At 35.3% G+C, this 26501-nt stretch carries 26 protein-coding genes; 15 read left to right on the forward strand and 11 right to left on the reverse strand.

Annotated elements, in window-relative coordinates; translation table 11 throughout:
- Positions 1 to 235: 235 nt before the first annotated feature.
- From ACM55I_RS10055 to ACM55I_RS10070, 4 genes are all read left to right on the forward strand, one after another.
- Positions 236 to 472, forward strand: coding sequence for a hypothetical protein (locus ACM55I_RS10055; protein ID WP_416846629.1), 237 nt, complete (start codon positions 236 to 238; stop codon positions 470 to 472).
- A gap of 138 nt (positions 473 to 610) precedes the next feature.
- A complete protein-coding gene (locus ACM55I_RS10060) occupies positions 611 to 1135 on the forward strand; it encodes a hypothetical protein (protein ID WP_416836371.1) in 525 nt (174 codons plus the stop codon).
- On the forward strand, positions 1125 to 1814 hold the full coding sequence (locus ACM55I_RS10065; RefSeq protein WP_416846630.1) for a nucleotidyl transferase AbiEii/AbiGii toxin family protein: 690 nt from the start codon (positions 1125 to 1127) through the stop codon (positions 1812 to 1814). The genes ACM55I_RS10060 and ACM55I_RS10065 overlap by 11 nt, the downstream gene beginning before the upstream one ends.
- Positions 1815 to 2179: 365 nt before the next feature.
- On the forward strand, positions 2180 to 3025 hold the full coding sequence (locus ACM55I_RS10070) for an RteC domain-containing protein (protein ID WP_416846631.1): 846 nt from the start codon (positions 2180 to 2182) through the stop codon (positions 3023 to 3025).
- A gap of 94 nt (positions 3026 to 3119) precedes the next feature.
- Here ACM55I_RS10070 and ACM55I_RS10075 read toward each other — a convergent pair whose 3' ends face one another.
- On the reverse strand, positions 3120 to 3827 hold the full coding sequence (locus ACM55I_RS10075; protein WP_416846633.1) for a hypothetical protein: 708 nt from the start codon (positions 3825 to 3827) through the stop codon (positions 3120 to 3122).
- A gap of 80 nt (positions 3828 to 3907) precedes the next feature.
- On the opposite strand from ACM55I_RS10075, the gene ACM55I_RS10080 reads away from it, so the two are divergent.
- The 8 genes from ACM55I_RS10080 to ACM55I_RS10115 all read left to right on the forward strand — a co-directional run bounded on the left by ACM55I_RS10080 (position 3908) and on the right by ACM55I_RS10115 (position 9727).
- The gene (locus ACM55I_RS10080; protein ID WP_416846634.1) at positions 3908 to 4099 is read left to right on the forward strand and encodes a hypothetical protein; all 192 of its coding nucleotides are present in this window, start codon (positions 3908 to 3910) and stop codon (positions 4097 to 4099) included.
- Between the two features lie 326 nt (positions 4100 to 4425).
- Positions 4426 to 5844, forward strand: coding sequence for an AraC family transcriptional regulator (locus ACM55I_RS10085; protein WP_416846635.1), 1419 nt, complete (start codon positions 4426 to 4428; stop codon positions 5842 to 5844).
- A 1111-nt stretch (positions 5845 to 6955) separates the two neighbouring features.
- On the forward strand, positions 6956 to 7243 hold the full coding sequence (locus ACM55I_RS10090) for a helix-turn-helix domain-containing protein (protein ID WP_416846636.1): 288 nt from the start codon (positions 6956 to 6958) through the stop codon (positions 7241 to 7243).
- Positions 7244 to 7393: 150 nt separating this feature from the next.
- Positions 7394 to 7711: a hypothetical protein gene (locus ACM55I_RS10095; protein WP_416846637.1), complete on the forward strand. Its 318-nt coding sequence runs from the start codon at positions 7394 to 7396 to the stop codon at positions 7709 to 7711.
- A gap of 289 nt (positions 7712 to 8000) precedes the next feature.
- On the forward strand, positions 8001 to 8525 hold the full coding sequence (locus ACM55I_RS10100; RefSeq protein WP_416846639.1) for a hypothetical protein: 525 nt from the start codon (positions 8001 to 8003) through the stop codon (positions 8523 to 8525).
- 5 nt (positions 8526 to 8530) lie between these two features.
- Positions 8531 to 8923 carry a helix-turn-helix domain-containing protein gene (locus tag ACM55I_RS10105; RefSeq protein ID WP_416846640.1) on the forward strand — a complete coding sequence of 131 codons (393 nt, stop codon included), beginning with the start codon at positions 8531 to 8533 and terminating at the stop codon, positions 8921 to 8923.
- A 3-nt stretch (positions 8924 to 8926) separates the two neighbouring features.
- Positions 8927 to 9370, forward strand: coding sequence for a hypothetical protein (locus ACM55I_RS10110; protein WP_416846641.1), 444 nt, complete (start codon positions 8927 to 8929; stop codon positions 9368 to 9370).
- Positions 9371 to 9523: 153 nt separating this feature from the next.
- Positions 9524 to 9727, forward strand: coding sequence for a YqaE/Pmp3 family membrane protein (locus ACM55I_RS10115; protein WP_416846643.1), 204 nt, complete (start codon positions 9524 to 9526; stop codon positions 9725 to 9727).
- A gap of 1226 nt (positions 9728 to 10953) precedes the next feature.
- Here the strand turns inward: ACM55I_RS10115 and ACM55I_RS10120 are convergent.
- The 4 genes from ACM55I_RS10120 to ACM55I_RS10135 are packed head-to-tail and all read right to left on the reverse strand — an operon-like array spanning position 10954 to position 12520.
- On the reverse strand, positions 10954 to 11130 hold the full coding sequence (locus tag ACM55I_RS10120) for a hypothetical protein (RefSeq protein WP_416836377.1): 177 nt from the start codon (positions 11128 to 11130) through the stop codon (positions 10954 to 10956).
- A complete protein-coding gene (locus ACM55I_RS10125) occupies positions 11120 to 11356 on the reverse strand; it encodes a hypothetical protein (protein ID WP_416846644.1) in 237 nt (78 codons plus the stop codon). Before ACM55I_RS10125 ends, ACM55I_RS10120 begins: the two co-directional genes overlap by 11 nt.
- A gap of 11 nt (positions 11357 to 11367) precedes the next feature.
- Positions 11368 to 11763, reverse strand: coding sequence for a DUF5675 family protein (locus ACM55I_RS10130; RefSeq protein WP_416846706.1), 396 nt, complete (start codon positions 11761 to 11763; stop codon positions 11368 to 11370).
- A gap of 1 nt (position 11764) precedes the next feature.
- The gene (locus ACM55I_RS10135) at positions 11765 to 12520 is read right to left on the reverse strand and encodes a hypothetical protein (RefSeq protein WP_416846645.1); all 756 of its coding nucleotides are present in this window, start codon (positions 12518 to 12520) and stop codon (positions 11765 to 11767) included.
- Between the two features lie 477 nt (positions 12521 to 12997).
- Here ACM55I_RS10135 and ACM55I_RS10140 point away from each other — a divergent pair, with 477 nt between their 5' ends.
- The 3 genes from ACM55I_RS10140 to ACM55I_RS10150 all read left to right on the forward strand — a co-directional run bounded on the left by ACM55I_RS10140 (position 12998) and on the right by ACM55I_RS10150 (position 18401).
- On the forward strand, positions 12998 to 13852 hold the full coding sequence (locus ACM55I_RS10140; RefSeq protein WP_416846646.1) for a hypothetical protein: 855 nt from the start codon (positions 12998 to 13000) through the stop codon (positions 13850 to 13852).
- Between the two features lie 1374 nt (positions 13853 to 15226).
- A complete protein-coding gene (locus ACM55I_RS10145) occupies positions 15227 to 17188 on the forward strand; it encodes an aconitate hydratase (RefSeq protein WP_416846647.1) in 1962 nt (653 codons plus the stop codon).
- 472 nt (positions 17189 to 17660) lie between these two features.
- Positions 17661 to 18401 (forward strand): tyrosine-protein phosphatase, encoded by a 741-nt coding sequence (locus ACM55I_RS10150; protein WP_416846648.1) that lies wholly within the window; start codon positions 17661 to 17663, stop codon positions 18399 to 18401.
- Positions 18402 to 18973: 572 nt separating this feature from the next.
- Here the strand turns inward: ACM55I_RS10150 and ACM55I_RS10155 are convergent.
- From ACM55I_RS10155 to rfbB, 6 genes are all read right to left on the reverse strand, one after another.
- Positions 18974 to 19261 (reverse strand): GIY-YIG nuclease family protein, encoded by a 288-nt coding sequence (locus ACM55I_RS10155; protein WP_416846649.1) that lies wholly within the window; start codon positions 19259 to 19261, stop codon positions 18974 to 18976.
- Positions 19262 to 19601: 340 nt separating this feature from the next.
- Positions 19602 to 21569, reverse strand: a complete 1968-nt coding sequence (locus tag ACM55I_RS10160; RefSeq protein WP_416846650.1) for a polysaccharide biosynthesis protein — start codon at positions 21567 to 21569, stop codon at positions 19602 to 19604.
- Between the two features lie 170 nt (positions 21570 to 21739).
- Positions 21740 to 22879: a DegT/DnrJ/EryC1/StrS family aminotransferase gene (locus tag ACM55I_RS10165; protein WP_416846652.1), complete on the reverse strand. Its 1140-nt coding sequence runs from the start codon at positions 22877 to 22879 to the stop codon at positions 21740 to 21742.
- A gap of 378 nt (positions 22880 to 23257) precedes the next feature.
- Complete coding sequence (locus tag ACM55I_RS10170; RefSeq protein WP_416846654.1) at positions 23258 to 24211, reverse strand: MraY family glycosyltransferase; 954 nt, start codon at positions 24209 to 24211, stop codon at positions 23258 to 23260.
- 104 nt (positions 24212 to 24315) lie between these two features.
- Complete coding sequence (gene rfbA, locus ACM55I_RS10175; RefSeq protein ID WP_416846655.1) at positions 24316 to 25185, reverse strand: glucose-1-phosphate thymidylyltransferase RfbA; 870 nt, start codon at positions 25183 to 25185, stop codon at positions 24316 to 24318.
- A gap of 132 nt (positions 25186 to 25317) precedes the next feature.
- Complete coding sequence (gene rfbB / locus ACM55I_RS10180; RefSeq protein WP_416846657.1) at positions 25318 to 26364, reverse strand: dTDP-glucose 4,6-dehydratase; 1047 nt, start codon at positions 26362 to 26364, stop codon at positions 25318 to 25320.
- Positions 26365 to 26501 lie beyond the last annotated feature (137 nt).

The raw sequence follows: 26501 nt of genomic DNA on the forward strand, positions 1-26501 counted from the left end.
CTCTAACAATTTGAAGCTTTAAAGACATACTGTAATCGCGTTGGGTGCGTTTTACATAATTTATGTTTTCTTCCATAACGATCTTTTTTGTGTATCGCTATTTCAGGACGGGACAGAGCATGAATTTAAAACGATTGTCCTTAACTCTTCAATTGTAAGCACGGGTGCCAAAATGAAAATCTTAAGAAATATTGATTCATTTGATAACAAAATGATAAGTAAAGTTCAAACTTTAATGAATACAAGAAATGCTTTTGCGCACCTGCCATTAGCAAAATCTGCAACAATAACTATTACCAATAAAGAAGGAAACCTTGTTTGGAATTTAGAGAACATATCAACTCAATTAGACATAATGAATTCAAGCGGTGAGATTAAGAAAAAAAATACTAAAGAATTAATTGTAGAATATCAGAATGTTTTAGCTGAAGTCAATACATACTTAGAATCATATTTTACACATAGTATTTAAATAATTAACCTTAACTCAATTTGTTATAGCCAATCGAGGTATATCGCATATCGCGATATGCGATATGAAATCGTAAGCTATTGTTTTATAAGTAAATATTAAGTAATATTGCATATCGCAATATGCAATATAAAGAAAATGTCACAAATAAAAAATAATCTAAAGCCACAAGACATAGTAATCCTCCTAAAGATTATCGCTTTAGGAAACAAAGACTGGTTTCACCATACACTGGCAGAAGAATTGGGAATGAGCCAATCAGAAGTCAGCCAATCTCTCAATCGTTCAAAATATGCAGGCTTAATTGATGACGCAAGAAAAAAAGTAAACCGTATAGCATTCAATGAATTTATTATCCATGGCATAAGCTATGCGTTTCCACAACACCCTGGACCAATAGTAAGAGGTGTGCTGACAGCGCATTCTGCAGAACCGTTAAATAAAATTATAAATGCCTCAGAAAAATATGTTTGGCCTTACGCTAGAGGAAATGATAGAGGTCAAGCCATCGAACCGTTATTCAATACAGTAGTAGAAGCAGTACTAAAAGACAACATACTATACGAATTACTAGCAATGGTCGATGCATTGAGAGTCGGTAGAGTAAGAGAAAAAGAAATAGCGAAAAAAGAACTGGAAAAAAGAATACTAAATGCACAATAAAATAATAAATCTAGCTTTAGTAGCTCAAGTAGCAATAGGCCTGGAAGAACTGAGAGAAAAAATGGTATTCATTGGTGGAGCAGTGATTAGCTTGTACACCGATGACCCAGCTGCAGAAGAAATCAGACCGACTTCAGATATAGACATGACCATAAACTTAGCTAACTATAACGAATGGGCACAAATGCAAGAACGCTTGGCAGAATTAAAATTTTATCCAGATCCTGAAGGACATTCTATTTGTTCATACAAATATGATAAAATAGCAATAGACATAATGCCCGCAGAAGACAGTAGCATCGGAGTTTCTAATATATGGTACAAGCCAGGCTTTAAATACCTACAACAAATTGAATTGCCAGAAGGAGTTAATATAAACATTTTACCTTCACCCTACTTCCTTGCCACAAAATTAGAAGCATTTAAAGACAGAGGCGCAAATGATTTCTACGGTAGTCACGATTACGAAGACATCATCTACCTATTAGACAACAGAACCTCAATTGTAGAAGAAATACTAACTGCCGATGAAGATGTTAGAACATACATAAAACAAGAAATAAACGTCATAAAAAACCATCCGCAAGCAAACGAAATTTTAGCTATGCACATCCATCCATTGGTAAGAGAAGAAAGGTTTGTAATGTTGATGGAGAAAATTGAAAAAATTACAAAATAAAAAAAATAACCCAGAAGCTTTTTACTACTGATTTAACGCTTTAAAAATAAAATAAATGAGTACAACTAGTATTATAAGATATGCTATTCTTTTTTACTAGTAAGCTACTAGTTCACAACTTATAGCCTGCAATATCGCTTTATTTATAAATGCGGTGATTAACGTACAGTTATCACCGCATTTTTGCGGTAAATATAAAATATAATCACCGCATTAGTACAAAAAACAAAGTATGCAATTCGGGAATTTCGCTATTCAATTCGGGAATCGAACACCACACCATTTGCAACCCAACCAACCATCAAATAGATTTGCCTCTCGATTCAATTACTGAATCAGTCAAATGTAAATCTAAAACAGCCATAATGAAATTGTTTGCTGAATCGTTGATGTCCGAGTTAGAACATCAATTAAAATCAATCCACCTGGAAACAGAAAATCAGTTACAATCCGCTGAGTTGGCAATAAAGAGTACCATTGCAGTCTTAGAGAAATTGAAGAGCTTTTTCATAAAATACAAACCGCTGAACAAAAAGGAGGAAATTGAATTCTTTCGGGACATCAAGCCAAAGTTTGCCAGCAAATTGATTTACTATAACAAAATCTATACTATCGAAACCAACAGGCCGTTGGGTTCTCAAAAAACAATACGCAAATATTACAAAGCCGAACTCCTTAAATTAAAAGTCTTTTTTGATGAGAATCAGGAGTTTTACCGTTACTACCGCACGGGTAACAACTACCTCGATAATAAATATTTCATAAGGGATAAATATGATCTAAAGCTAATGCTTGACAGTTTCTATTTTCAGGCAGACCACCGCTTCGCTACCTCACATGACTATAAAGTGGCACGTATACTGGCCAATGATGAGATAAAAAAATTTCTGGAAGAGCAAATCGCAAAACTAGGAAGAAAGGCAATAAAAAAACAATCACCTTCCCCATTCCCTAAAAATCAGAAATGGACAGGATCAAAAGTAGAACTGATCGAGTTGATTTATGCACTCCATACAGAGGGTGTTTTTAATAACGGAGCTACAGGACTCAAAGAAGTCACAACCTTTTTCGAGTCAGCTTTAAATATTAATTTGGGACAGTTCAACAGGGTTTTTCTGGAAATCCGAAACAGAAAATCCGAGAGAACAAAATTTCTGAATACACTCAAAAACAAACTCATAATCCGCATGGATGATGCAGATGAAAATTAAAAAAGGCTACTCAAAATGGAGCAGCCTTTTAGCTTTGCTTGTAAAAACTGCCTAAAAATCAGGCAATCAATCCTTTATTTAACACTTCAGCTTTTTAATTAGTACTTTCGGTACCGCCACCAATAATATGACCTACAAGTATACCCCAGTCAGGGTCAATCGCCATTACCGATTCCGTTTTAGTCAAAAATGTAGAATATCGGGCAATCGATGAAGTCGTCAGAATAATTTGTTTATCCATTTCGGTCAGTAGCGGATCAGTAAGAATACCTCTTTCATATTTGACAACAAAATCATACAGTACGTAATAGCGGTCTTCCTGCTTAGAAAGAAATAGCAAAGAATGAATAAAATCAGTAAGACTTAATTTCGCAACTGCTGTCATTTCAGAATTCGCAATGCTATCCGAAAAACTGGTAGTACTATGCGAAATGACATTGGCGATCCAATCTGCTGATAAAGAATGAAAGTCCGTTCCTTTTATATTATTAAATGCACTGTTGGTACGGACTATAGAATCAAGACGACTGGCGATAGTCGAAATACTTTTCGGCAAGCTATCTGATGCATAGTAGGTTTTAAATAACTCATTATAAATTTGCCCGGCTGAGTCATAGGGGTTCTCGGTATTGGCGGGCATTGCATCCCCTTTTCTGGTGGCATAATAATTAATCGCGCTCTTCGAATCGACCCTTTCTGAGGTATCACTCGATACAAAAGAAGTATCGGTTGTACACGAATTAAGAGAATACAAAAAGGAAACACAAATTAAAGTGTTAAGATAGGAATAGAATTTTTTCATCTTGGTTAATGTTTTAAATGTTACTGATTACTTTTCTTCATCAGTTCATTTCTCCCGGGGTAATCTGAACAGTGTTGGTGTTGGTTTTCCTCATAACAAAACCGTTTGAATTCAAGGCAAAACTAATGGGACGTTTTTCTCCTGACAAGCCAACAACTGTTCAATTCGAGAATCTACTATATGCAATTCCCGAATTAAACACAGAACATTTTACAATAAACAGTAACCATCCAATGGGTTACATTCAGAAAGACGAAAAGAGTATTTACTAAAGTAATTCTTGCATTTTTTAAATTATTTTAGTTACTTTTATTTTACCAAAATAGAGCCTTAGGCATATTAACGGTGTACTTTCTAATCAGTAAGCCCCCAATCTCTTAGAAATATGACGAAAAAATACTTACTTATACTATGGGTATGCCTGTATTATAATACCTATGCACAACAAAAGAATTTTGCCATTCCAGACAGTCTTTTAACTAAAGACTATGAATATTTTAGCAAAAACATAATCTATAAAGAAAAGGACAGTATTAAATAACGACTGTATGCACGGTCATGGTTAGCAAAAGCAAAACAGGAGAAAAACTTCGGTCAAATGGCGCTGGCTTATAAAGCTTTAATTTATAAAAACGACAAAAAGTTACGGCTTATATATGCCGATAGTATGGTGGCAATAGCAAAACGGACTAGCGACATTGAATTAATCGGATCGGTCTACATGACAAGAGGAGCTGTGTATTATGACCGTAAAGAGCAAATGAAAGCACTCGACAACTACCTGATAGCAGACGAATACATTTCAAAGACAAACGACCAATACCAAATTTACAAAGTAAAATATGGCATTGCTCAAATCAAATATTACCTTGGGTTTTACGATGAGGCAATAGCATTATTTAAAGAATGTCTTGGCTATTTTAAGGAAGAAAATAGCCGTGCCTATCTGAATACACTTCATTCTTTAGGGCTTTCTTACAACCGCATAGGTAAATATAAGTTATGCAGCCAGATGAATCAGTTGGGGCTAAGTGAGGGTCCGCGTTTTAAAAACGTAGAAATGCAGTCCTACTTCATCCATTCCGAAGGTGTAAATCAGTATTTCAAACACAATTATCCTGACGCAATAAAGAAATTGACAAAGGCACTTCCTACTGTAAAAAATAATAAAGACTTTACAAACGAAACGACCGCCTATTTTTACATCGGTAAAAGCTACTGGGCTCAAAAGTCACAGGAAAAGGCACTACCCTACTTAAAAAAGATTGATGAAGCGTTCCAAAAACAAAAGTACATACGTCCTGATTTACGGGAAGCCTATGAAATATTAATTGATTATTATCAGCAACAAAACGACAAAGAATTAGAGTTATATTATGTCACAGCTCTTTCAAAAGTAGACCAAGTGTTAATTAAGGATTACAAATACCTTTCAGGGAAAATACACAAAGAATACGACACAAAAAATTTAATTCAAACTCAAAGAAACATTGAACAATACTGGACCATTATAATTACCATAATGACAGTAATCATAGCGGTATTGGTGTACAGACACTATAAAAATAAAAGATTATTTGAAGAATTGATGAATCGCAAACCCGAAACGACCCAATCATTAGTTTCAAACAATACCAGTAAAGAAACCGAACTCGATATCAATCCTGAACTAGTTGTCGCAATTCTAAAAAATCTCGAAAAATTTGAGCGCAATAAAAAATACCTCGAAAAAGACATGACTTTAGCAAAAATGGCTTCCATATTAAACACCAATATGAAATACGCTTCAAAAATTATAGCACGCTACCGTGACAAAGGAACCGTTGACTATATCAGCAATTTAAAGATTGATCATATTATAGAATTACTCAAAAACGAAAACAAATACCGCAACTACACCAACAAGGCATTGGGAGAAGAATCCGGCTTCGGTTCCACCCAAAACTTCACACGGGCATTCAATAACCGAACAGGCCTCTCTCCCACCTACTTCATCAGTAAATTAAGAAGTCAATAGCAACATCTGGGACATCTTAGTCGTAGTGAGTAATCCCGGAACCGACTGCGTTTTGAAAACTGTTTTGAACAGTAAAAACGAAGCACAATAGAACTAAAATTTCCACTCTTAGGCTCGCCCTTAAATAAAAAGCATAGAAAACAACGAAGAAGTGAAGTGGCAGCACTCCGTGAGTTGAGCCCATAGGGCGAACGGCTCGGGGTGCGGAACATTTGAAATTAAAAGGAGGACTGCCAGTGGCAGTCAGGTAAATATCTAAGATTATTTTCAAGCTTTTCATTTTCAGGCTTGAAATCGAAGATTCACGAACTCCAATAAATTATTAACTCGTGAGTAATCAAGAAAAAATATTTTTCATATATGGAAATAGCAGTAAACTTAAAATAACGTCCTCAGACCGCCCTTATATTTTTAGGTCAGAAAATCACGGTAAGGATTTTAGCGTAGACCGTAGGGAGTGATCCCGGAGCCGACTGCGTTTTGAAAACTGTTTTGAACAGTAAAAACGAAGCACAATAGAACTAAAATTTCCACTCTTAGGCTCGCCCTTAAATAAAAAGCATAGAAAACAACGAAGAAGTGAAGTGGCAACACTCCGCGAGTTGAGCCCATAGGGCAAACGGCTCGGGGTGCGGAACGGAACTTCAAGGTAGTTTTCAAGCTTTTCATTTGCAGGCTTGATTTTTTTGTTACTTTTTTCATCAAGGAAAAAAGTAAAGATTTTCTTCAAGGAAAAATCAGTAGTAGCAATAAACCATATACATGCCCTTGTAGTTGCCATACCAAAAAATCACAGTAAGGATTTCAGCGTTGGCCGCAGGAGTGATCCCGAAGTTGAGTGCGCAGCATGAACGGCTGGAATCGCGATAAGAAAATGCGTCCGATGATTTTTGGTATAAAAATATTCAGGCTTGATTTTTTGTTTCTTTTATATCAAGACAAAAGAAAAAATATAATGAAACCCCAATAGTTATTTTAATAAAAAGAGCTCAATAACCTCAACCAATTCAAAATAAAAACCCGTTTTTTCTTTCACAACTTGTGAACCACTTGTGATATAAAAACAACCAATCCCACCAATTTTGCACCATAACAATATAAAACGAAAGTTATGGCAATCGAAATCCTCACTAAAGCAGACCTCTATGAATTTCGTAAATCTCTTTTAGAAGATATTACAAAAATACTTAAAGGCACAAACGAGCAATCCAAAAAATGGCTAAAATCAACAGAAGTCAGGAAATTACTCAACATTTCTCCCGGAACACTCCAAAACCTCCGCATAAACGGAACACTTTCCTATAGCAAAATCGGCGGCATTATCTATTATGACAATCAAGACATCGATAAATTACTGGAAAACAACAAAGTCAGTAATACACCTACTCTATTTAAATAGCCAGTCATTGCGGTGAACGAAGCAATCCACTCATCCCGACGAAGGAGGACACGAGGGCTTTGCCAGAATTGACGAAATAATCTAGTCAGCTTCGCACTTCTTGCGGTTATTGTAACTGAATACTAAAAACTGAACACTGAATACTTTCGCATGAATTACATAAAACACCTCACTGGTTTCTTTGACCGCATCATACAAGATCCAAACCTCAACCCTACTCATATCAGTTTATACATTGCATTATTCCAATATTGGAATATAAATCGCTTTCAAAACCCAATAAACATAACCAGAGATGAAGTGATGCTTATTAGTAAAATTTGCTCAAAAGCAACCTATCACAAATGCATGAGAGAACTAAACGAAAAAGGATATATAAAATACGAACCCTCATTCAATCCATTCAAAAGCAGCATGGTAATTCTATTAAATTTTTCAGAAGATCAAAACCAATTCAAAAAAGAATAAAAGCGGGTTTGTAATCCATGCACAATCTGAAAAAACTTTGTTACTGTATTTTCTAATTGAGATCAAATATCACTAAATGTGGGTATTGTGATTTCAGCTTAAAAAAATTTTATTTACAATCCAAGCTAAATAGCGTAAATCAGGTGCTCACTTTAAATTGAAATTGGATAGTCAATAGCAGTGGAATTTGCACCAAACTAAGCATTACAGAACCAAAACAATATGTCAAACAAGTTAATTTAGCAATATTAACTTAAAAGTGAATAATAATTTGGAAAATAACTTATAAGTGAATACTTTTGCACGTATAAAACCAATAGCACAATATAATAAGGTTTCTTATTATTCTGTCTGTATAGAAAGTAATGAAATTTCTCTTTTTGAGGAGTTTATAGCGCATCATACAATCACTAACAAAGAGAAATTAAACCATGTGTTGGATTGGATCAAACTAATAGGAAATAAATATGGCGCACAGTCTCATTTATTTAGACCCGAAGGAGAAACTGCTGATGCTTCGGCATTACCTCCCAAAGGTATCGAGAGAAAACCTCATTACACCGAGTACGGCAAAAAGAAAGCAAACAATATCCGTCTGTATTGCTTAAGAGCCAATGAAAATGTAGTGTTTTTATTTAATGGCGATATTAAAACTGCCCATTATGCACAAGATTGTCCAAATGTTCGAAAACATTTCAGATTAGCAAACAAACTTACAAAAGCGATTGACAGCGCTTTTGCAAACAAAGACATCGTTTGGAACGATGATTGTACAGAAATCGATTGTGAAGATGATTTTAAACTACAATTCTAAAAATTATGAAATTTCCCAAAAATAATAGTATTGACACTTGGCTTGATGAAAATGGAAGCCCTGAAATAGCAAAACTTGTAGAAAAGAATCTTGCTATTGCTAACAAAATTCAAGAACTACTTAAAGATCGAGGTTTAAAACCCGCTGATTTAGCGCGTATGCTTGTGAAAAAGCCATCTGAAATAAGCAAATGGCTAACAGGCACACACACATTTACTACCAAAACAATTACTAAAATTGAAACAGTATTAGGCGAAGACATTATTCATATAGAGGCTCAAAAAGAATATGTTTATTTAAAAGTTCATATCAATCAAGAAGAAGAATTGGAAGATACACTATTTGAAAATTCAGAGGTCTTTGCAACAGAAAGTGGTTTAGATAAGAAAGTATCATAATTTATGGATAATAATGAAATAGTACCATCTAAGATTCATTTAAATAATATTAGATGGGAAAAAGAAAATACTTTTTTAGTTTCTGAAAAATTAGAAAAAAAACCTACTTACGATATAAATATTGCTCATAACATGATGCATAACTTGGAAAAAGAGGTTGTTAAAATCAGACTTTTCCTGGATATTAGTGCAGTTATTGATGAAAAAACAATAAATCAAGGTGGTAATTATGAAGTTGATTTCTTTTTCAAAATAGAAGATTTGAAAGACCATTATCAAATAAATAATGAAAAACCATTGTTTAGTGGTGTTTTTGTTTGTACTCTTTTAGGGATTTCCTATTCAACTTTAAGGGGTATGGCATTTACTTTATGGAAAGACACATTCTTGAGTTCAATTATTTTACCTGTTATTGCAGTACCTGACTTATTAAAAAGTAAGAAATAATCAAACTAGAAAACAAGACCATAACTTATGTCCTCCACTAGTTTAAAGTATATTATGAGTTTGATCAACAAGCTATCCCACAAATAAAGAGCACCTGCCTTCTAAGCAGGCGGTCGAAGGTTCAAATCCTTCTGCTTTTACAAATAAAAAAATATGAGATACGTTTTAGTATTTTTTCTGCCATGGTTATCCTTGCTATTACAAGGTAAAATTGTATCGGGAATCTTTTGTCTAGTTTTACAAATCACAATTATTGGTTGGATTCCTGCTTGTATATGGGCTTTTAGTTCCTTAAACAGAATGTATGCTGATAGAAGAACAGATAAGATTATCACGGAAATGAAAAAAGCAAATTAAAGACCTTTGTACCCCAAACTGTGTGTCGAGTTCACAGCATGAGCGGCTAGGGTTGCGATAGAAAAATGCATTCGATACTTTTTGGGATAAAAAGACTCAGGCTTGAAATCGAAGATTCATGGATACCAAAAAACAATAATAACCCATGAATATTTTTTTGTTACTTTTTTCATCAAGGAAAAAAGTAAATTTTATTCTCGGAAAAATCAGTAATAACAATGAACCCTTAATAACGTCCTTTAAACCGCCCTTATATTTTCATACCAAAAATCACGGTAAGGATTTTAGCGTTGGCAGCAGGGAGTGACCCCGGAGTTGAGTGCGCAGCACGAACGGCTGGGGTTGCGATAGGAAAATGTGTCCGATGATTTTTGGGATAAAAATATTGAGGCTTGAAATCGAAGATTCATGAATACCAAAAAACAATAATAAACCATGAATATTTTTTGTTTCTTTTGAAATCAAAGATTCACGAACTCCAATAAATTATTAGCTAGTGAGTAATCAAGACAAAAGATAAAAAACTCTAAATCATCGTCCTCTGGTCGCCCTTATATTTTTATAACAAAAAATCACGGTAAGGATTTTAGCGTTGGCAGCAGGGAGTGACCCCGGAGTTGAGTGCGCAGCACGAACGGCTGGGGTCGCGATAGGAAAATACGTCCAATGATTTTTGGGATAAAAATATTCAGGCTTGATTTTTTGTTTCTTTTGTATCAAGACAAAAGAAAAGAATCTTTTTGATCAATAAAAAAGTACTGGCAACGGTACACCTACAATAATGTTCTCCACTTACCCTGATATCATACAGCAAATCACGGTAAAAATTTTAGCGTTAGCAACAGGGAGTGACCCCGGAGTTGAGTGTGCAGCATGAACGGCTGGGGTTACGATAGGAAAATGCGTCCAATGATTTTTGGGATAAAAATATTCAGGCTTGAAATCGAAGATTCATGGATACCAAAAAACAATAATACCCATGAATATTTTTTTGTTACTTTTCATCAAGGAAAAAAGTAAAGATTGTCTTCAAATAAAAAAATAGCAATACCAACAGTTTTTTGTTTCTTTTGAAATCAAAGATTCACGAACTCCAATAAATTATTAACTCGTGAATAATCAAGACAAAAGAAAGAGCAACCACTATCAAAACAAAGAAAAGCCCATTCCTTTCGGTTTGGGCCTTAACTTTGTTTTAACTTTAGATTACTATAACCGAAGCCAAACTATTTTTGGTACTTCTTAATTATAAATTTGAGCGCCATTGATATTCCAAAACTGACAATTGCTCCAATACCAGCCAATAAAACAGTTCTCAAAACATCTTCCGAATGCAAATTCGGTAAAACACTCAAAAAAGTGCCTCCTGCGGTACCCATCAGGGCAGGATTACTAGTAGTCATCCTCTACTCGATAAGGATTTTCCTCATAGCGCGTAGTAAGCTGGCTTACTGCCGATAGTACTCCTCCGACAACCGCCAAATACCCTCCGACCGAACCGATAACTACTGGCAAGGCAATGGGCGCAGTCAAAATAACACCTCCAACGGCTGCCAATGCCAATCCGATATTTCGCAATACTTTAAAAAATTTAGGAGTTCGAGCTTTCGCTCTTTTTACAATATTCATAAATATAAATTTTAAGATTGAACAATTAATGAAACTATTGAAGATTGCTCCAAAGCTTCATAAACTAAATTTTTCACTTTTGCAAAAGCCTGTCGCGATTGCAAACCTAAACCAACCCCAGAAAATTGCGTTACAGTAGCAATACAACCCTTCAATTCCTTCATGGCATTATTAGCAGGATGCAACAAAATAGAACTTCTGTTTTTTACAGCAACCACTTCAATATGCCATTGAAATTTCCGACTGTATCGCTTTCGCAATAAATAGTAGCCTTCCGGAATACAGGAGACCCGCTTTTCATTTTCTCTCCACGGCAATTCAATGGTACAACAAATCAACTCGCCATCACAAGCAAGTTTTCCGTTAGTTCCCTCAGGGAAATAAGTTCTGGACAATACTAGAACCACCTTAAAGTCCACTAACTTGTACCAATGCCAATGGATTATAGGAGCCATTTTTCAATGGATACATTCTACCATTTACCTCTTGATAAAATTCAACGCCAAGAGCTAAAAACAAAGGTTTTGTACTGTTAGGAGTTACCGCATTAGAATGAGTGATAGCAACAGTCGGAACCATATCCCAAGGAAGAATGGCAGTTTCTGAAGTGGCAGAAACAAAAACTTCTGCTTCAAAATCAATTTCAGCCCCGGCCGATATAATTTTGAAATGAGTTGTTCCTCTTGGAGCTGCAATCATATTAGCAGGTATAAAGGAATCCAAATCAACAGTGATAGCACCACTAATTCTATCAATTCCTCCAACGAACGGCACAAATAAAGTAGTACCCAGTTTTCCACCGATATTGAACTCAAATCCCACAAGCAACTCTGCTTCGCCATCAATTACATTACGTAAACCTCTCTCGTTGGTTAAATCCGCTTGGATTACTTTGACCATAGCTTGAGTGAGTCGGCTCACCATTCTGCTGTCGGCAGAATTCAAAAGTAAAGTCCGCAATGCGGTTCTCAAAGTTTTTCCCGCCTTCCCTGCTCTGCCAAATTCAGAACCATTTTCACGGGTTCTCTGGAACGCAGGGTCGTTTGCAATTCTGCTGGCGTCAATGCCGCCTTTTTCACGTGCCAAATGGCCATCTTTGGTTTTGTAAAATGTAATATCTCCGATAGTACCTTTCAATTTAATTATGCCTTTCTGTCTTGCCATATCACTAAAATTTAAGTTTGAAAATAATTTTACTACTCGTTCATCCTGAATATTCGTTGCAACTAAATCGGGAATGATTTCAACAAAGGTTCAATCAATTAAATCACTTTTCAAAAAGCAGATGTCAATAATGGTACTAAAACGCCTACAATTACCTGTTTTAGTCAACTCATAAGTAAGTAATTTTCATAACTTTACAAACAACAAAAAAGTCGATAGATTTTGATAACGTATTAAAAATAAAAAATGTGATTGCAAGTAACATCAGGGTATGCATTTATCCAAAAGATGTACAACGTATTACCGGTAAAACATACAGACAAGCAAGGTTATATCTGCATAAGATTAAAATCAACTTGAATAAAGAACCACACCAACTACTCTCAATAGAGGAGTTCTGTGACTATTCGGGGCTTCAAATGGAACATGTTTTACGTTGTATAATCGGATAGCGTTTTAAGCAATTAAAAACGGCTGATGTACTTTTCTAAGATGGCAACACCTGTTCAACAAGCAGTTCAAATAATGACTTTAGGGCATTCGAAATTCGAATCACGGAACAACGAAAAAAATATGGCAAAAGTAGTAGCACCCTTCTTAATCAAAGGAACCATAGACGACATTAACTTTGTGGTAACTGCAGACGGAAACAATTATGCACGAACGAAAGGAAAAACAGGTATAACAGCCAAAGAGTTTAAAAGCAATCCTATTTTCGACAGAATACGAGATCAGGGACAAGAATTCGGGCACTGTTCAAAAAAATCAGCGACATTTCGTCAACTGGTAGTTCGTTTCAATGAACTGGCAAAAGACGGAAGTTTTGCTGGTAGGACAAACAAACTCCTTTTCGAAATTCTCCAAGAAGACACAACCCAACCACAGGGAAAAAGAACACTGACAGAAGGACTAAAAACTAGTGATGGCAAGGAATACTTATTGCTTTTTGAAAGCAACAAACTAAGACCTCTTGATCAGATTCTTAAAATAAAGGAGCAATACAATCAGGACAGTCAAACGGTATCACTACCTGATTTCACAGCTAAAGAACATTTAGACTGGCCAGAAGAAGCTACCCATGTTCATTTGGCATCAGCCACTACCAATTGGGATTTCGAAAACGACACTTTCAATACTTGTTATAGCAACGAAATAATATTGGATAAAGAATCCGAAAACCAAACCATAACACTAAAGACGGATAAACCTATAGGAAACCAGCTCTATCTCACATTCCTATTCATTGGTTTTGCAAAACAAGAACGAAAAAAACACAAACTCCTACACCGAAAAAACAACACCGCAACCCTAATTGCCTACTACACACCCTAACGGTCAAAGAGAAAGCATACCTGAAATCTGATCACTGAAATCTGAATACATTTTTATAAAATGGTATCTAGAACTCTTATACAGCTAAACCCTACTCTAAATCATATCGCGTCAGTTCGAGTGATTTTATAAATTAGCGACAGCGTTTTTATAAAATGGCATCAAGAACTCTTGTACAGCTAAATCATACAGCGTCAGTTCGAGTGATTTTATAAATTAGCGACAGCGTTTTTATAAAATTGTATCGAGAACAGTTGTACTTCCTATACTTCTCGATACATTTTGACTTAACAAATCCGCACCTTCAAACACATCCATTCAAGTCAAAACACTCGAAGTGACGGTACCGAGGCACGCCGCATTCATTAATTCTAGTGGGTTTATAAAAGTACAACCCCATTTTCAGCTCCCTTTAGGGTCGGGGTAAAACGAAAATCAGAAAGTCTTTATAATATGAATTCTAGATTTTTGACTCCCTTTAGGGCTGACACGAAACGAAAACCATAAAATAGTATACTAATATCCTCTACTCGCCCTTAAATAAAAGCATCGAAAAACAACGAAAAAGTGAAGTGGCAGTGCTCCGCAAGTTGAGTCCGCAGGACGAACGGCTCGGGGCGCGGAACGGAACTTTGAGGTAGTTTTCAAGCTTTTTATTTTCAGGCTTGATTTTTTTTGTTACTTTTTTCATCAAGGAAAAAAGTAAAGATTTTAATCATTACCACAAATAGAAATAGCAAGAATTACATCCCTGATATTATTTTAACTTTTAGGAATTTTATAACCGCAAAAACACACCCCTAACCCCTCTCAAGAGAGGAATAAGTGAGCGATTTCTCTTTGAGGGAACATTGATTTTTAAAACTAAATTTTAAATCGTGCTTTTTAGCTTAAGTTGTAAGCCAAGTCTTTATCAGCACTCCTAATCCCTTTTTGACCGTCCCGAGTATTCTGGACGGCGGTGGGCTTACTCTTTTTCAATTATTTATACAAACTGTCATCCCGAGCTCAGTTGAGAAACAGGTTATTGTTAATGGTAGAGTTTTATAAAATAGCGATAGTGTTTTTAAACGTTTTATTTAAACGAAAAACCCTCAATTTTCGGCTCCCTTTAGGGCCGGGGCAAAACGAAATTAAATGGAAAGTCCTAAATCTTAGGCTCCTTTTAGGGTTGGTGGAATACAGCAATTTTATGAAATGAAACAAAAATGGTATCGAGAACGAGGGATTTTTATACAATAAAAACAATGTTATAAAAGAAATAAATACAAGTCAACATCCGTTACAAATGAGTAACTTTAATATACTAAAAAAACAAACTTAAAATACTAACAATAAGATGATTATATATTTTAAAATAAATTTAAAACGACCATGGACAATCAAAACATCAGCCAAAAATTGATTAGCAGTCATCTTCTTTCAGGTGAAATGAAACCGGGAAACGAAATTGGATTGAAGATTGATCATGTGCTACAGCAAGACGCTACCGGAACCTTAATTATGCTTGAACTGGAAGCTTTTCAATTAGAAAGAACCAAAGCGGAAATCGCTGTTCAATATGTCGATCATAATCTACTGCAGACCGATTACAAAAATATGGACGATCATCTCTTTCTACAATCGGCTGCTGCCCGCTTTGGGTATTGGTTCAGCAGACCAGGGAATGGAATCAGCCATGCCGTGCACATGGAACGATTTGGCAAACCCGGCAGTACGTTGCTAGGTTCAGACAGCCATACTTGCGCAGGTGGTGGGATAGGAATGCTGGCTATTGGCACAGGTGGATTAGATGTGGCTCTTGCTGCTGCCGGAGAGCCGTATTTTGTGAAGATGCCAAAAATCATGGGCATTAAACTCACGGGTAAATTACCGGACTGGGTCAGTGCAAAAGATATAATTTTAGAAATGTTAAGACGTTACGATGTAAATGGCGGACGAGGATATATTTTAGAATATTATGGCCCGGGACTCCAACACCTGAGTGCTTGGGATCGACACGTAATTGCCAACATGGGTGCCGAAATGGGTGCCACTTCTTCCATATTCCCTTCTGATGAAATCACAAAAAAGTTTCTCCGAAAAGAAGGACGGGAAGAGCAATGGATGGAATTGAAAGCAGATGAAGGGGCTACTTATGATCATAATGAAGAAATTAATTTATCTGAGTTAGAACCTTTAATTGCAATTCCCAGTAGCCCGGGGAATGTAGTCCCTGTGAGAGAAATGAGCGGCAGACCGGTAGCACAAGTGCTATTGGGTTCATCAGCTAATCCGGGACTTCGTGATTTCTGGATTGTTTCCCAAATTGTAAAAGGCCAATTTACATCTCCGGAGGTTTCCTTTGATGTCAACCCTTCCACACGTCAGATATTACAAAATCTGACCGAGATGGGGGCACTTGCTTCCTTGATTGCTGCCGGTGCCCGCGTCCATCAATCGGGTTGTATGGGTTGTATTGGTATGGGGCAGGCACCAGCTACCAATAGTATTAGTCTCCGCACGATGCCGCGTAATTTTCCGGGGCGTTCTGGAACACTCGACGACCAAGTATACCTTTGCAGCCCGGAAACGGCTGCTGCAGCTGCTCTCACAGGAAAAATTACCGATCCAAGAGATCTCGAAAAACAATTTAATATCGGGTATCCTAAATGGAAAGAACCGAACACTATTAAAGTGAACCAGCAAATGCTGATTGCCCCCAATGGAAAATCGGTTGAATTGATTAAAGGACCCAATATAAAAACCCTTCCCGAATTTGGTGAACTTCCGGACGAATTGGAAATCCCCATTCTTTTAAAAATGGGAGATGACATTTCTACAGATGAAATACTAAAAGCGGGTGCCGATGTATTGCCATTGCGCTCCAATATTCCCGAAATCAGCAAATATTCTTATTATGTTATTGACCAGCACTTTTACGATCGGGCAATAGAAAACCAAAATAAGTACAAAGGCTTTTGTATAATAGCAGGCGAAAATTACGCACAGGGATCCAGCAGAGAACATGCAGCATTGGCCCCGAGATATTTAGGTCAGCTGTTTACGATTTCAAAATCGTATGCACGAATCGGTTGGCAGAACCTGATTAACTTTGGTATTATCCCTTTCGAATTCCAAAATAAAGACGATTTTGACAAACTGGAGCAGGGGGATATAGTAAGAGTCGAAGGACTAAGATTAGCAATAAAAAACAGAAATGTTTTGATTGCGAAAGTAATTGGAAAACAAATAGAAATTCCGCTCGTCTTAAACATAAGTGACCGCCAAATTGAGCTAATCTTAAAAGGGGGAGCTATAAATTACGTAAAGAATAAGAAACACTTAAAGAAATAAAAATTTATTATTTATAACCCACTACTTAGGATTATTCAAAACATCAGTTCGTCCCTACGCTTCGGGATTTTGCATAGTAAAACGGAACAAAAAATGTATCGAGAACCCTTTTAATTCTAATTTTCTAATTCTCAGTACAATTTTCTGACGAAAATCATTTTCAAAAACGAATTACAACAGACGGGATAGGTATCGTTACAAAGCAAGTTTACCATAAGAGATGATAGACAAGTGACTACAACACTATACGATTAAAAATCTTAAATCAAGAATCATTACCTCAGCTTGAAAGAGCGAACTGGCAAATCACGTGATTCAATTTTTTATCAAGAAAATTTGTCATCTAGATGAAGGAGTGATTACACAATTAGCACGTCAATTCTAGCAAATTCAATTCTGATTAATGAAATCTACAAACTGAATACTAAATACGGAACACGCAATACTGATTACTTTTTTCTACCTTTGTAAAATGTTTTCACTATTCAAATCAAACCCCGTTCTTAAGGATCTAATTCCGGAAAACCATATCGATATTCACTCGCATCTTTTGCCGGGTATTGATGATGGTGCCCGAGTTTTTGAGGATACTTTAAGACTAACCAAAGCGCTTCAAGGATTTGGAGTTTCACAGTTTATCACAACTCCACATATTATTCAACACGTTTGGGACAATACGCATGAACAGATTCTATCCAATGCCACAACAACGGTATCAGATTTAAAAAAACAGACTATTACTGTTCCCTTTAAAGCGGCCGCTGAATACCTGATGGACGATCAATTTGTGCGCCTTTTTCAATCCCATGATTTATTGACATTGAAAGACAATTATGTATTGGTCGAAATGTCATACATCAATGCGCCAATCCAATTGTATTCGATACTGTTTGACTTACAGGTAGCAGGATATATTCCGGTATTAGCACATCCAGAGCGCTATTTATTCTACCATAACAATTTTAATGAATACGTAAAACTAAAAAGAGCAGGTTGTTTATTTCAGTTAAACTTATTGGCAGTTGTTGGTTATTATGGCACTGAAATCACTAAAATAGCAGAGCAATTGCTACAAAAAGGAATGTATAATTATGTGGGTTCTGATGTACATCATGACAGCCACATTGCTTCTTTTAACCAAAAAACAAAGATAAAAGATACAGCACCACTAAAAGAAATAATTGCCAACAATCAGTTTTTCAAGTTTGAATAATTCGTTTTTTAGAAATAAAACTTCTCAAAACAGCAATAGCCTGACCTGAGTTTTTATCGAAGGGTCAGTTCGATTTTATAAAGTAGTGATAGCGTTTTACAATCCTAACACTTCACGAGTATCGACCTCACGTTCGTCAGTTCGAGTGATTTTATAAAGTAGCAACTGCATTTTACAATCCTAACACTTCACGAGTATCGACCTCACGTTCGTCAGTTCGAGTAATTTTATAAAATAGCGATAGCGTTTTACAATCCTAACACTTCACGAGTATCGTCCTCACATTCGTCAGTTCGAGTAATTTTATAAAATAGCGATAGCGTTTTACAATCCTAACACTTCACGAGTATCGACCTCACGTTCGTCAGTTCGAGTGATTTTATAAAATAGCGAGAGCGTTTTTATAAAATTGTATCGAGAACCGTTGTATACCCATACTTCTCGATACATTTTGACTTAAAAAATTCGTACTTTCAAACCTATCTGTATAAGTCAAAATCCAGAAGTGTCGGGATGAAGTAAAGTTACCAAGAACCGCCTCAAAACACTCTAAGTAATTAAAAAACAAATTACTAAAATTTTTTCTTTGCCAGATTAACCAATTTATCAAAATCACCATTTATTAGTGCCTCTTTTTTAGCTCTTGACCATTTCTTAATTTGTTTTTCCGTTTCAATTGCCAAATTAATATCAGTAAACTCGCAATAGAAAACTAATTCCAAAGGCCTTTTATTAAAGGTATAACAATCAGGATAAAATCCTGTATTGTGCTTAAAGATTCTACTTGTCAAAGTACTGGTAACCCCTGTATAATAACTAGTATTTGAACACTTTAAAATATAAACAAACGATTGCTTCATGTACATCTTTTTTTAAAATCTTCTCAACCTCACGTTCGTCAGTTCGAGTGATTTTTAAAGCTAAGACAATATTCCTAAATAAACGACACAATTAGCTTTAAAAATTGTATCGAGAACCGTTATAAAACCAAAAACTTCCACGAAACAACCATCACGTCAGTTCGAGTGATTTTATAAAGTAGCGACAGCGTTTTTATAAAATTGTATCGAGAACCGTTGTACAAACTATACCTTCATCATTAGTATAAGTTCAAATTGAGCACTATTTTAAATTAAAAAAAGGGTACAAAGAATAGTTCTTTGTACCCTTTTTTTGAGCAAACCGTTATAGAAGAAATTGTTACTTATCTAACAACTCAAATGCAGAATTCATACTTTTAAACTCCGGCACTATTTTTTTCATTTTAGACACAATAGCATCATTATCAAAGTTATTTGCAATCGCTATTAGTTCATTAATATCAGTATTTAATTCTTCAAACTCATCTAAAACTTCTTCTGCAATCATTATTTTTTCGTGATGGGTAGGCAACGTTTTTGAAGTATCGTTAAGCAACTCTTCATATAATTTTTCTCCTGGCCTTAATCCTACAATCTCTATTTTAATTTCTTTATCTGGGATAAATCCGGCCAATTTAATCATCTTTTTAGCCAAATCAATAATTTTAACGGGTTTTCCCATATCAAAAATATAAATTTCTCCACCATTACCCATAGCTCCGGCTTCTAAAACCAGTTGACATGCTTCGGGTATGGTCATAAAATACCTAATAATGTCAGGGTGTGTAATCGTAACAGGACCACCTTTAGCAATTTGTTTGGTAAACAAAGGCACTACTGATCCATTGGAACCCAAAACATTTCCAAAACGAGTGGTAATAAACTTCGTGGTATTTTTCGTTATGGTATTCGTATTTTTAAATTGTAACGACTGAACATATTTTTCAGCGATTCGCTTACTGGCTCCCATTACATTACTTGGGTTCACAGCCTTGTCAGTAGATACCATCACAAATTTTTTCACATTATAAAAACAGGAAAGATCAGCAAGATTTTTAGTCCCTTCTATATTGGTCAAAATGGCCTGAGAAGGATTTTCTTCCATTAAGGGCACGTGTTTATAAGCTGCGGCATGAAAAACAACTTGAGGTTGATGCAACCTAAAAACATTATTCATGGCTTCTTTATTTCTTACATCGGCAATGACGGTATATATCGCAGAATCAGAACCTAAAACTTTCATTTCCAAACACATATGATGCAAAGGCGTTTCAGCTTGATCCAAGATAATTACTGTCTTAGGATTGAAAATCAATACCTGACGCACGATTTCACTTCCTATAGATCCTGCTGCACCGGTAATCAATATTGTCTTATCTTTTAATTGCTTAGAGATTAATTTACTATCCAAAACAATAGGCTTTCTTTCCAACAAATCTTCAATTTGAATACTTTTTACTTTTTGTGAAATCTCTTTTTGATTTTCCCAATCCGAAATCAAAGGAACCGTGTATACTGTATAGTTGAATTCTAAACATTGATCAACAATGATTAATTGTTCCTCTTTAGACAAACTCTTATCTGCTATAATAACAGCCTGTGCATTAACAGAGCGCATTAATGGCGGTAATTTTTTCTTTTTAACCAAAATTGGTAAATCCAACATCCGTTTGGTGGCATTTTGGTTATTCTTATCTACAAACCCAACAATTTTAAAACGGGAAGGAGTTTCAAATTTTAAAGCATTCGCAACTGATATGGCATTGGCATCAGTACCATAAATAATGGTTCGTATTAATTTATTTGTTCCTTGATCTGAAAAATAAAGTTCAAAAGTCTGTTTTATGATCACACGGTATAAAAATAACCCGCAAAAAGAGAGGACGATATTGATAAAAATAGCCGTATTTAAAAAAGCCTTCTGTCCATACAACAGCTCATAAGAAAAATTAAAAAAAAGAAATAGGAGAAGCACCGCCATTTGCGAAAACAAAAGCTTTACCGCATCAATATAAGAGGAATGCCTAATAATTCCAGAATAAGTCCTAAACAACCAAAAAAAGAAAATATTAACTCCAAAAAACCCGGCTATAAACCGAAAAGTATGTGGGGTTACAATGTAATCTAATCCAGTCCCTTTAAATAGTAGAATAGTAAAAAAAAACGAAAAAACTAAAATGGAAAAATCCATCATAACAATAATCCATCTGGGAAGATAGCTCAAGTTATGAATGCTGAATTTCAAGTTTTCTCTTGAAAAAAAATTAGAGTTTACCGACGTGGAACCAGAGTTTTTAGTAGTACTCAAAATTTATATTTTTTATAAGATTATAGCTTTTCAGTTAAACAAAAATACTATTAAATAATTTGAAAAAAGAAAACTAATCAAACCAATTCAATTATAACCATAATAAAACATGAAAATTCCGCTAATCTAATTTTGTAAAAATTTATATTTCATTTAGTTCTGGTCTCTTTTTACTTTTTAAATATTTTCAAAACAACCGATTTAATAGCGGCACAATCCTCTTGGGTTAGATTAGAACTGGATGGCAAACAAAGCCCCGTATTGAACAGCGTTTCGGCAATTGTAGCACCATAATAAGGATAGTTATGAAAAATAGGCTGCAGGTGCATCGGTTTCCACAAAGGCCTGGATTCAATATTTTCTTCGTGAAATGCCAATCTTAAATCCTCACTGGTAATTCCATTCGTTTCCAAAGGATTGATTAGAATGGTGCTCAACCAATAATTCGCAAAATAATTCGAATTCGGAACCGAAAAAACAGTAACTCCTTCAATATCATTGAATAATGCAACATAAAACGCATGCATCCTCCTTCTCAAAACAATATGATTTTCCAAAACTTCCATTTGTCCCCTGCCAATACCGGCACAAATATTACTCATTCTATAATTGTAGCCTACTTCACTATGCTGATAATAAGGAGCATTATCTTTGGCTTGAGTAGCTAAAAAAACAGCTTTGTCTTTTAGTGCTGCGGTATGGGTTACAATCGCTCCTCCTCCGGATGTCGTTATAATCTTACTCCCATTAAAAGAGAAAATACCTATATCTCCAAAAGTACCACATTTTTGACCTTTATAACTGCTTCCCAAAGCTTCGGCGCTGTCTTCAAGAATAGGAATAGAATATTTATTGGCAACTATTCGTACTTCATCAATTTTATAAGGAACGCCATATAAATGGACTGTTAGTATTGCTTTTGGTTTTTTTCCATTACCAATACTTGCAATAATAGCTTCTTCCAAAGCAATGGGACATAAATTCCAGGTTTCCGGCTCGCTGTCAATAAAAATAGGAGTTGCTCCTTGATACAAAATAGGATTGGCTGAAGCTGCAAAAGTCATACTCTGACAAATGACCGTATCTCCCGCCTGAACGCCCAAAAGTATTAATCCCAAATGAATCGCAGCTGTCCCTGAATTTAAAGCAGCGACATGACCGGAACCCAAATAAGTTTCTAAATCATGCTCAAAATTAGCTATATTAGCCCCAACTGGAGCAATCCAATTAGAATCGAATGCTTCTTGTATGTAACGCTGCTCACTGCCTCCAATGTGAGGCGAGGAAAGCCAAATTCTGTTTTTACGCATCTTTTAAAAATTAAAAAAATACAGCAATTATAGTGATACTACCTGCTGGGTGTAATCAATTTTTGATGATAATTTTAGTCAGTCCGAGTGATTTTATAAATTAGCAACCGTGTTTTTATAAAATTGTATCGAGAAAAGTTGTAAAAAACCAAAACCACCACGCAACAGCAATAGCCTGCCCTGAGTTTTTATCGAAGGGTCAGTTCGAGTGATTTTATAAATTAGCGACAGCGTTTTTATAAAATTATCTCAAAAACATCTAAAACTCCAATTCCCGTCAGTTCGAGTGATTTTATAAATTAGCGACAGCGTTTTTATAAAATTGTATCGAGAACAATTTGTAAAACCAATACATCTCGATTTTATGACAATCACTAACTAAGAATTTTTTAGAATCATTTTACGAATGACACGCTTCCGAACAAAGAGATAAATAAGAGTCAGTATTAATAAAAACGCACCCGTAAAAAACAAAGTGAGATAACCCTTAGTATTCATATAAATAACCAACACATTGATTACCAATTGAAATGCCGAATAAATAAAGGCTACCAAAATATGGGAATACCCCATTTCATTGGCTAAATATTGATACAAATGGGAGCGGTGTGGTTGAAAAATATTTTCTTTTTTAAGTAATCTATTAACGATGGTGATAATGGCATCAATACCATAAACAGAAAAGAATAAAATATACCCTAATTGTCCCGAATCAATAATCGTTTTTATCATGAAATAACCTAAAAATAATGCCATGCTAATACTGCCCACATCACCGGCAAAAGTTTTAGCCTTTTTTCGAACATTAAATAGTCCAAAAACAAAACAAGATAATCCCATTGTAATTAATAATGGCAAACTGGCTTCATTAGTCGGTAAAAAAGAAAAACTAATTATAGCTGTTACTGCATACAAAACAGTAATACCATTGATACCATCCATAAAATTAAAAGCATTAACCCAACCGATCAGTAATACAAATACAATGGGAAGCACCCATAAAGATTCATAAAACAAGTGTAAATCATAAAAAACCAAACCAACCGCAATTACATGTGAAACAAATCGCGGTAATTGAGATAAAGGTTTAATATCGTCAACAAAACTAACCACGGCAACCAATACCACAGCAAGTGTTACAGGCCAAGAAACATAACCCAAAAAAAAAGCAATACTAATCGCTATTGGAAAAATAATCCCACCACCTCTTAAAGTAACAGAAGTATGGGAAGATCTGATGTTGGGCTTATCGATGATATTGTATTTATCTGCTATTTTAAAATAAAAAAGCTCAATACCAACCAACAATATAATTAATGCAATATATATCATGTTTTAAACTATATCTAAGCTGTTATCTGATTAATGCGATCTGAAATCTATTCCTGAGTATTGAACACTGAACACTGAAACCTGAACACAGCCATCTAAAATTCTTACAACTTATGCTTCAATAATCCCAAAAGATACTCACCATAACCCGATTTTTTCAAAGGCTCAGCCAGATCTTTTAATTGCTGTTCACTAATAAAACCTTGTCTCCAGGCAATTTCTTCGATGCAACCTACTTTCAATCCTTGACGTTCTTCAATAACCTGAACAAATTGTCCGGCTTGCATTAAGCTATTAAAAGTTCCGGTATCCAGCCAAGCGGTTCCTCTGCTTAAAATACCCACTTTCAAAGCTCCTTTTTCTAAATATACTTTATTCACATCGGTAATTTCATATTCACCCCGAGCACTTGGCTTGATATTTTTGGCAATTGCTACTACTGAATTATCGTAAAAATACAAACCGGGAACGGCATAATTAGATTTGGGTTCCAATGGTTTTTCTTCTATGGAAAGTGCTTTGAAATTAGCATCAAATTCAACAACACCATAGCGTTCAGGGTCAGAAACATGATAAGCAAAAACAACCCCTCCTTCCGGATTGGTATTGGATTGCAACAACTCATCCATATTGGATCCAAAGAAAATATTATCGCCCAAGACTAGTGCTACGCTGTCTTTTCCGATAAATTCCTCCCCTATAACAAAAGCTTGTGCTAATCCGTTAGGGATAGCCTGTTCCGCATAACTGAATTTACAGCCAATAGAAGAGCCATCACCTAATAATTTCTTGAAATTAGGTAAATCATGCGGTGTAGAAATAATTAATATTTCGCTTATACCTGCCATCATCAAAGTCGATAGCGGATAGTAAATCATAGGTTTATCATAAACAGGCATCATTTGTTTGCTCATAGCAAGCGTTAACGGATGCAAACGGGTTCCGGAACCTCCGGCTAATATAATTCCTTTCATATATTGACTTTTTTGACCCCTAAGACTATACATCGCGAAGGGTATGCTTTTTTATACTAAAATAATCTTTTGACTTTTGACTTATACTTCACATAAACGAAATACTGAAACCTGATCACTGAAATCTGAATACTAATTATACTGTTTCTCGTAATAAGTTGCATATTCCCCAGAAGTGATATTATTCAACCAGGTTTGATTTTCCAAATACCAATTTACGGTTCTTTCTAATCCTTGCTCAAAAGTAACTGAAGGTTTCCATCCCAACTCTTCATTTATCTTAGTGGCATCAATGGCATAGCGCAAATCATGCCCGGGACGATCTTTTACATATGCAATTAATTGCTCTGATGTTCCAGTAGCTCTTCCTAATTTCTCATCCATTATTTTGCAAAGCAATTTAACCAAATCGATATTTTGCCATTCATTAAAACCCCCAATATTATACGTATCATGGTTTACACCTTCATGAAAAACCAGATCAATGGCAACGGCATGATCTTCTACAAAAAGCCAATCACGGGTATATTTGCCATCACCATAAACAGGCAAAGGTTTGTTTTGAATGATGTTATTGATAAATAAAGGAATCAATTTTTCAGGAAAATGAAATGGTCCGTAATTATTGGAACAATTGGTCAATACATAAGGCAAACCATACGTTTCACCATACGCTCTTACAAAATGGTCTGAGCTGGCTTTAGAAGCGGAATAAGGAGAGTTAGGATCATAAGCAGTGATTTCGGTAAATAATCCTTCGGCACCTAAACTACCATAAACCTCGTCGGTACTAATGTGGTAAAAGCGCTTCCCTTCATAATTTTCTTGCCAAGTAGCCTTCGCTGCATTCAACAAATTCATGGTTCCAATAACATTTGTCTTCACAAAAGATAACGGATCTGTGATAGAACGATCCACATGAGATTCAGCAGCTAGATGTAAAACACCGTCAAATTGATGTTCAGCAAATAACTGGTCGATAAATGTGGCATCAACGATATCTCCTTTTACAAAAGTATAATTGGGTGATTTTTCTATATCAACAATATTTTCGAGATTCCCTGCATAAGTCAGCGCATCCAAATTAAAAATTTGATACTGAGGATATTTGTTAACGAAAAGTCGTACTACGTGAGACCCAATAAAACCGGCACCACCTGTGATTAAGATTTTTTTCATTTTATTATATATTTTTACATTGGATTGGATTTATTTTATTTAGTAAAAAAACTTCCCGAAATTAATTTTTTGTTTACCCCAAAATTCTGAAGGTCCCAAAAAATAAATTACAAAAGATGCTTCTCTTAAATAAAAAT

The organism is Flavobacterium algoris, assembly GCF_048158525.1.
Lineage (GTDB): Bacteria > Bacteroidota > Bacteroidia > Flavobacteriales > Flavobacteriaceae > Flavobacterium > Flavobacterium algoris.